The organism is Polaromonas sp. P1_E1_2, assembly GCF_056406035.1.
The window spans coordinates 1-8,143 of the sequence record NZ_JBFUAZ010000141.1 but is presented as its reverse complement, the minus strand read 5'-3'; the positions used below and the strand labels follow the sequence as shown (position 1 = coordinate 8,143).

Here is an 8,143-nt window from a genome sequence, read left to right as displayed (position 1 = left end):
CCATGGGTGTGGTGGGCGCACTGGTGCTGGCCGCCATGCACAAGCGACTGACCCCCGCGCTGATCTGGGAGGCCATGAGCGGCACGATGCGACTGACGGCCATGGTCGTCTTCATCCTGATCGGCGCGCGCGTCTTCTCGATGGTGTTCCAGGGCGTGGACGGTGCCAAGTGGGTCGAGCACATGCTCAGCGGCCTGCCGGGTGGCCAGACCGGCTTCCTGATCGCCGTCAACCTGTTCATCTTCTTCCTGGCCTTCTTCCTCGACTTCTTCGAGATCGCTTTCATCATCCTGCCGATGCTGGGCCCCGTCGCCGACAAGCTGGGCATCGACCTGATCTGGTTCGGCGTGCTGCTGTGCGTGAACATGCAGACCAGCTTCATGCACCCGCCCTTCGGCTTCGCACTGTTCTATTTGCGCGGCATCGCCGACACGCTGTTCAAGGAAGGGCGCATCCCCAAGCCGATCAAGTCCAATGACATCTACCTGGGCGCGATTCCCTGGGTGGCGATGCAGCTGATCCTTGTGGCGATCGTGATCTTCGTGCCGCAGACGGTAACGATCTTCCTCGACAAACCCGCGGTGATCGACCTGGACAAAGTCAAGATCGAAATCCCGGCCGACGAAAGCGCGACCCCACCCGCGGGCGCGGCCAGCGGTGCGACAGGCAGCGATCCACTGGCACCGCCGGCAGAACCGAATTCCGACGACGAACAGAAAAAGGTCGACGAACTGTTCAAGACCAAATAACCGATCGCAGCCTTCCAGGCCAGCGTCCAACGCCCCTTTCGCGAGGGGCGTTTTTATTGGCAGCCCATACTGTCAGTTTTTCCTTTCCAGACCGCGAGCACTCCATGGACCCCGTACCCGCCCCCAGCACCTATTTTGGCCCGCCACCCTTCAAGTTCACCCCAACAGGTGGGAGCATCTCGGGGCAGGCGTTTTCCGTGCCCTTCAAGGTGTTGGCGACCGCCATCGTGCTGGCGCTGGCCGCGGCTTTTGCCCAGGCCTGGCTGGCTGGGAGGGCCTCAGGCGCGGCTGCAGGCGGGGGGTGGTTCATCGCCGGGCTGCTGATGGTGGGCTACACCTGGTGGCACATCCTGCGCAGCGTCACGCGCCTCGACGAGCAAGGACTCTACCAGAGCTGGGTCTGGGACAAGCACATGGAGCTGCGCGAACTCGCCTACGGCAAGCTGATCCGCGTGCGCGGACTCGAATGGCTGATCGCGCCGCGTCTGTATGTGCGTACCTTGATGGGGAAGTTCGCGGTGTTCTACGCCGCCTCGCCCGAAATGGTCGCAGAATTCGAACGGCTGGTAAGCGAGTTGAAGACCTTTCGCAGCCAACGCTGAGGGCACGGCTCACTGCCGCCGGAAAGGCAGGCGAAAAAAACCGCGACATGTCGCGGTTTTTTATTTCCCGGGAAAACGGGGAACCACTGATTTCCCTTTCAAGCAGGGGCCGCGGAACCGGCTTCGCCGGGCCGCAGGCGCAGCGGCCCCCTCGGGGGGCAGCGCATTACACGAAGTCGAAGACGCAGTGAAAAGCGTGGGGGCTCATAAGGTGACACCCTGCATGTAAGTGTCGAAGCGCGACTCGGCGAAACGGAACCAGAGGATCTGGTCCTTCTGGAAAGCACGGTAATCGCTGTAGATCTTCTTCCAGTCAGGGTTCTTCTCGGCCAGCTCGGCATACAGATCCATTGAAGCCTTGAACGAGGCATCAAGCACGGGCTTGGGAAAGGGCAAGACCTTGGTCTTGGCGCCCACCAGCTGTTTCAGCGCGGTCGGGTTGCGCGCATCGTACTTGGCCTGCATGTCGATATGGGCGTGCGAAGCCGCGGCTTCAATGATGGCGCGGTATTCCGCGGGCAGGGCTTCCAGCGCCTTGTTGTTGATGAAGAAATCAACCTCAGGGCCGCCTTCCCACCAGCCGGGGTAGTAGTAAAACGGTGCCACCTTGTTGAAGCCCAGTTTCTGGTCGTCGTAAGGACCGACCCACTCGGCAGCATCCAGCGTGCCCTTTTCGAGGGCCTGGTAGATTTCGCCGCCGGGAAGGTTTTGCGGCACCACGCCGAGACGCTCCACCACCTTGCCTGCAAAGCCGCCGATACGGAACTTCAGGCCTTTCAGGTCGGCCACGGTCTTGATTTCCTTGCGGAACCAGCCGCCCATCTGGGTGCCGGTGTTGCCGCCAGGAAAGCTCACCAGGTTGTATTTGGCATAGAACTCATTCATGAGCTTGCGGCCGTTGCCTTCGTACATCCAGGCCGACATCTGGCGTGAGTTCATGCCGAATGGAATTGCTGCACCGATCGCAAAGGCTTCGTTCTTGCCGAAGTAGTAATACGGGACGGTGTGGCACATTTCCACGGAGCCCTGGCCAACGCCGTCGACCACACCAAAAGCAGGCATCAGTTCGCCGGCGGCATGGACGCTGATCTGGAATTTGCCGCCAGTCATTTCGCTGACCTTCTTGGCGAAAACTTCGGCACCGCCGTAAATGGTGTCAAGCGGCTTGGGGAAACTGGAAGCCAGGCGCCAGCGGATGGCGGCCTGGGCGTGAACAGCGGGTGCCACACCGGCGGCCAGTACACCGGCAATACCGGCGTTTTTGATAAGTGAACGACGATCCATTAAATGCTATCTCCTGAAGGGTGGTCGGGTTTGCGGTCCGAATGGACCTGCGGGCGCCCAGCTGGCAATCGACGGCCATGCAAGCCGCGCTTTTGAGCAAGAGGGCGGAGATCTATTTTGTCAGCATTTCACACCGCCTGCCCAACCCGTTTTTACAGATCGGGACAGACGTAAAAAAGCCGCCTGCAAAAGGCGGCTTTCGGGATGACGGATGGGCCGGGTTCAGAGTTTCTGGGCTTGCATGAAGCGGTCAAACGTGGCTTCCGTGAAACGGAACCACAGGTTCTGTTCGGCACGGAACTTGGAGTAGTCGGCGTAGATCTTCTTCCAGTTTTCGTTCCTTGTGCCGATCTCTTCGTAGAGCGCCATCGACTCCTTGAAAGCCGCGTTCATCACGTCCGCCGGGAAAGGCCGGAGCTTGGTACCCGCACCCACGAGCTGCTTGAGCGCACCTGGGTTCTTCGCGTCGTATTTGGCCTGCATGTCGCCGTGGGCCTGGGCCGCAGCCGCTTCCACAATCGCCTTGTTCTCGGGCGTGAGGGCGTCGAATGCCTTGTTGTTGATGAAGAAGTCCAGCTCGGGACCACCTTCCCACCAGCCGGGGTAGTAGTAAAAGGGGGCAACTTTGTTAAAGCCCAGCTTCAGGTCGTCGTAAGGTCCCACCCATTCGGCGGCATCAATCGTGCCTTTTTCGAGGGCCTGGTAAATCTCGCCGCCGGGAATGTTCTGCGGCACGCCACCTATGCGCTCAAGCACCTTGCCGGCGAAGCCGCCTATGCGCATCTTCAGGCCCTTGATGTCCTTGACGGACTTGATTTCCTTGCGGTACCAGCCACCCATCTGGGCGCCGGTATTGCCGCCCGGGAAGTTCACGATGTTGAACTTGGAATAGAACTCGCGCATCAGCTTCATGCCGTTGCCTTCGTACATCCAGGCACTCATCTGCCGGCTGTTCAGGCCGAAGGGAATGGCGCAACCCAGCGCAAAGCATTCGTCCTTGCCGAAGAAATAGTAGGGCGCCGTGTGGCAGGCCTCGATGGAGCCTTGTTGTACACCGTCGACCACACCGAAGGCCGGCATCAACTCACCGGCCGCATGCACCGAGATTTCGAACTTGCCGCCGGACATGGCCTTGACGGCCTTGGCAAATACTTCGGCGGCACCAAAAATCGTGTCAAGGGATTTGGGGAAGCTGGAGGCCAGGCGCCAACGAACGGCAGCCTGCGCATGAACAGCAGGTGCGACACCTGCGGCCAGCACACCGGCAATACCGGCATTTTTGATAAGTGAGCGACGATCCATAAAACTCTCTCCTGAAGTTATCGAATTTTGCGTTGATCTGCCAGATCGGTTCGGCCTGCTATAACAGTTGAATTGCATTGCCTTGATTGAATCGGCGGAGCATGGATACTTTGTCACTCTTTTGCATAAAAACACCCCGTTTTTACCCGTAGATCGCGCACAAAAAAGCCGCCTGGGCAGGCGGCTTTTTGACGAAAACGTTTCAGCGAGCGGCTTGCCAGTTGCAAGCCGCTCGCCCCTATCTGATCAAGATGATGGCTTTACAGCTTCTGGCTCTGCATGAAGCGGTCGAAGGTCGCCTCAGTAAAACGGAACCACAAGTTCTGGTCACCGCGGAATTTCGAATAGTCCGCATAGACCTTGCGCCAGTTTTCATTTTTGGCCGACAGCTCTTCATACAGCTTCATCGACTCCTTGAAAGCGGCGTTCATGACATCGGCAGGGAAAGGCCGGAGCTTGGCGCCAGCACCCACCAGCTGCTTCAGGGCCGTCGGATTCTTGGTGTCGTATTTGGCCTGCATGTCGACGTGTGCGGCGGCGCTGGCCGCTTCCACAATCGCCTTGTATTCGGGCGACAAAGCATCGTAGGCTTTCTGGTTGATGTACAGGTCCAGCTGCAGGCCGCCTTCCCACCAGCCGGGGTAGTAGTAGTTGGGTGCCACCTTGTTGAAGCCCAGCTTCTGGTCATCGTAGGGACCGATCCATTCGGCGGCATCGATGGTGCCTTTTTCCAGCGCCTGGTAAATCTCGCCGCCGGGAATGTTCTGCGGCACGCCACCCAGACGCTCGATGACCTTGCCGGCAAAACCGCCGACGCGGAATTTGAGGCCCTTCATGTCGGCAATGGACTTGATTTCCTTGCGGAACCAGCCACCCATTTGCGCGCCGGTATTGCCGCACGGAAAGCTGATCATGTTGTRTTTGGCGTAGAACTCGCGCATCAGTTTCAAGCCGTTGCCCTCAAAGGTCCAGGCGCTCATCTGGCGGCTGTTCAGGCCAAAAGGAATGGCGCCGCCGATGGCAAAGGTTTCGTCCTTGCCGAAGAAATAGTAAGGCGCCGTATGGGCTGCCTCGATGGAGCCTTGCTGCACACCGTCGACCACACCAAACGCAGGCATCAGCTCGCCCGCAGCATGGACGGAGATCTCAAATTTGCCGCCTGAAATCGCCTTGACATGCTTGGCAAACGTTTCAGCACCTCCATAGATCGTGTCCAGCGATTTGGGGAAGCTGGATGCCAGGCGCCAGCGAACAGCGGCCTGTGCGTGAACAGCCGGCGCAACGCCTGCTGCCAAAACACCGGCAACGCCGGCGTGTTTGATGAGTGAACGACGATCCATCAGGTTGACTCCGAAAGGTAAAAATGAAAATTCCACTGGGCTCAGGCGCCAGTCAGACCGTTTTGCAGGTCTTTGGGAATTCTAAAAATGAGGGGGTCTCGACCCGGCCGGGTTTACCCTTGAAGAGCTGACAGGAAGCTGTCTATGTAGCCCCCACGGTCGCGCACTTCGTGTCGCTCCCTGCCCCCCGAGGGGGCCGCTGCGCCTGCGGTCCGGCAAAGCCGGTCCCGCGGCCCCTGCTTGAATGAAGAGCCTTCAGGGCTTAGCAGAATCAGTGGTCAGGCGACGGACTTGAGTGCCGGTTTGCCGGGCTTGCCGGATCCGAGCAATGCGGCAAAACGTGCCGTGATGGACGCTTCGATGCCGGTGGCATCGAGGCCTTGGAGGGCGAGCAGTTTTGCGGGATCGCCGTGTTCGATGAACTCGTCTTTCAGGCCCAAATGCAGCACCTGTTTCGCGATGCCTGCGGCCTGCAGGGCTTCACTGACTGCGCTGCCGGCACCGCCCATGATGGCTCCCTCTTCCACCGTCACCAGGGCTTGGTGGTTGGCTGCCACCTTGAGCAGCAGCTCGGTGTCCAGCGGTTTTGCCCAGCGCATGTTGACCACTGTGGCGCCTAGTTTTTCTGCGGCTTGCAGGGCCGGGTATAGCAAGGTGCCGAAAGCCAGGATGGCAACACCTGCGCCTTCGCGGCGGACTTCGCCCTTGCCAACGGGCAGCGCTTCCAGTCCGGTTCCCGGCTTGATGCCGGCGCCGGCGCCGCGCGGGTAGCGTACAGCCACCGGATGGTTTTGCTCGAAAGCCGAGCTCAGCAGCATGCGGCATTCATTTTCATCGGCGGGGCATGCCACACTCATGTTGGGAATGCAGCGCAGGTAAGGAATGTCATAGGCGCCCGCATGCGTGGCCCCGTCGGCGCCGACCAGGCCAGCGCGGTCCAGCGCAAACACGACAGGCAGGTTCTGCAGGGCCACATCGTGGATCAGCTGGTCGTAGCCGCGCTGCAGAAAGGTGGAGTAAATCGCGACCACGGGCTTGAGCCCTTCGCAGGCCATGCCCGCGGCAAACGTCACCGCATGCTGCTCGGCAATGCCGACGTCGTGGTAGCGCTCGGGAAAGCGCCTGTGGAACTCAACCATGCCCGAGCCCTCTCTCATGGCCGGTGTGATACCGACGAGCCGGCTGTCGTGCTCGGCCATGTCGCACAGCCACTGGCCGAACACCTGGGTGAAGGTCTGCTTGGCCGGTGCGGTGGACTTTTGCAGCCCCATGGCCGGATCGAACTTGCCGGGGCCGTGGTAGGCGATGGGGTCGGCTTCGGCGAGCTTGTAGCCTTGGCCTTTTTTGGTGACCACATGCAGGAACTGCGGGCCGCCCTTGGTGTCCATGAGGTGTTTGATGTTCTCCAGCGTGGGGACCAGCGACTCGAGATCGTGGCCGTCGATGGGGCCGATGTAATTGAAGCCGAAGTTTTCAAACAGCGTGGCAGGCACGACCATGCCCTTGGCGTGCGACTCCAGGCGTTTGGCCAGTTCCAGCAGCGGCGGTGCTACGCGCAGCACCTGCTTGCCCATGTGCCTGGCGGATGCATAAAAACGCCCGCTCATCAGCTGGGCCAGGTAACGGTTCAGCGCGCCCACCGGCGGGCTGATGCTCATGTCGTTGTCGTTGAGCACCACCAGCAGCTTGCAATGGTCATGCACGCCCGCATTGTTCAGGGCCTCGAAGGCCATGCCGGCGCTCATGGCACCGTCGCCAATGATGGCCACCGCATGGCGGTCTTCGCCTTTTTGCTGGGCGGCCAGCGCCATGCCCAGTGCGGCGGAAATCGRGGTCGATGAGTGGGCCGTGCCGAAGGTGTCGTAGGGGCTTTCGTCGCGGCGCGGAAAGCCCGACAGGCCGCCAAACTGCCGCAGGCTGTCCATGCGCTCGCGCCGGCCCGTGAGGATTTTGTGCGGATAGGTCTGATGGCCCACGTCCCACACCAGGCGGTCTTCGGGGGTGTTAAAGACGTAATGCAGGGCCACCGTCAGCTCCACCGTGCCCAGGTTCGAGCTCAGGTGGCCGCCGGTTTTTGAAACGCTGTCAAGCACGTAGGCACGCAGTTCGTCGGCCAGGGGTTTCAGGTCAACGCGGGGCAGGCTCCGCAGGTCGGCGGGGCTGTTGATGGTTTCAAGCAATGGGTACATCGTGGTGTCGCTGTTTATGGCAAGGCCGGTTTCCCGGTCCGCGGTATTCAATCCTGATGACGGCTTCAATGATGACGGTTCACAAGCATGTCCGCCAGTGCGCGCAGGGCATCGGTGTGGCCCAGCCCGCTGGCATCCAGGCTGCGCAGTGCCTTGCCCAGCAGCTGCTGCGCATAGGCTTTGGAGTCTTCCAGCCCCATCAGCGATACAAAGGTGGGTTTGTCCTGGGCGGCGTCCTTGCCGGCCGTCTTGCCCAGTGTGGCGGAGTCAGCGGTGACGTCGAGGATGTCGTCAACGACCTGGAAAGCCAGGCCGACGGCGGCGCCGTAATCGCGCAAGGCGTCTTGAGCGGCCGGTGTCGCAGCACCACAGGCCGCGCCCATCATCACGCTGGCCTGCAGCAGCGCACCGGTTTTGAGCCGGTGCATTTCATGCAGCTGGACGGACGTCAGCGGCATGCCCACGCTGGCAAGGTCAATGGCCTGGCCGCCGGCCATGCCCTGAAAACCGGCCGCCTGAGCCAGCATGCGGCACAGGCGCGCCTGTGTGGCCGCATCAACTGAATCGTCGGGCGGCGTGAGGAATTCAAATGCCAGCGCCTGCAGGGCGTCGCCGGCCAGCAGTGCCTGAGCCTGGCCGAACTTGACATGCACCGTGGGCTTGCCGCGGCGCAGCAC

Annotated in this window: 7 protein-coding genes; 2 read left to right on the top strand and 5 right to left on the bottom strand. The window is 60.9% G+C overall.

The window, feature by feature from the left end; translation table 11 throughout:
• Window positions 1-749 (top strand): TRAP transporter large permease subunit (locus tag AC1D1P_RS09100; RefSeq protein ID WP_477672744.1); only part of this gene is annotated, 749 nt, incomplete at its 5' end.
• 104 nt (window positions 750-853) lie between these two features.
• Window positions 854-1,351, top strand: a complete 498-nt coding sequence (locus AC1D1P_RS09095; protein ID WP_477667986.1) for a hypothetical protein — start codon at window positions 854-856, stop codon at window positions 1,349-1,351.
• A 204-nt stretch (window positions 1,352-1,555) separates the two neighbouring features.
• On the opposite strand, the gene AC1D1P_RS09090 is transcribed toward AC1D1P_RS09095, so the two are convergent.
• From AC1D1P_RS09090 to AC1D1P_RS09070, 5 genes are all read right to left on the bottom strand, one after another.
• Window positions 1,556-2,635, bottom strand: coding sequence for a TRAP transporter substrate-binding protein (locus tag AC1D1P_RS09090; RefSeq protein ID WP_477667987.1), 1,080 nt, complete (start codon window positions 2,633-2,635; stop codon window positions 1,556-1,558).
• 222 nt (window positions 2,636-2,857) lie between these two features.
• The gene (locus tag AC1D1P_RS09085; protein WP_477667988.1) at window positions 2,858-3,937 is read right to left on the bottom strand and encodes a TRAP transporter substrate-binding protein; all 1,080 of its coding nucleotides are present in this window, start codon (window positions 3,935-3,937) and stop codon (window positions 2,858-2,860) included.
• Between the two features lie 260 nt (window positions 3,938-4,197).
• Window positions 4,198-5,277, bottom strand: a complete 1,080-nt coding sequence (locus AC1D1P_RS09080) for a TRAP transporter substrate-binding protein (RefSeq protein WP_477672743.1) — start codon at window positions 5,275-5,277, stop codon at window positions 4,198-4,200.
• Window positions 5,278-5,555: 278 nt separating this feature from the next.
• Window positions 5,556-7,466 (bottom strand): 1-deoxy-D-xylulose-5-phosphate synthase, encoded by a 1,911-nt coding sequence (gene dxs, locus AC1D1P_RS09075; protein ID WP_477672742.1) that lies wholly within the window; start codon window positions 7,464-7,466, stop codon window positions 5,556-5,558.
• A 65-nt stretch (window positions 7,467-7,531) separates the two neighbouring features.
• Window positions 7,532-8,143 (bottom strand): polyprenyl synthetase family protein (locus AC1D1P_RS09070; RefSeq protein ID WP_477672741.1); only part of this gene is annotated, 612 nt, incomplete at its 5' end.

Coding starts and splice junctions, on each gene's coding strand:
- AC1D1P_RS09095 (WP_477667986.1), top strand. CDS start 854: ATGGACCCCGTACCCGCCCCCAGCACCTATTTTGGCCCGCCACCCTTC.
- AC1D1P_RS09090 (WP_477667987.1), bottom strand. CDS start 2,635: ATGGATCGTCGTTCACTTATCAAAAACGCCGGTATTGCCGGTGTACTG.
- AC1D1P_RS09085 (WP_477667988.1), bottom strand. CDS start 3,937: ATGGATCGTCGCTCACTTATCAAAAATGCCGGTATTGCCGGTGTGCTG.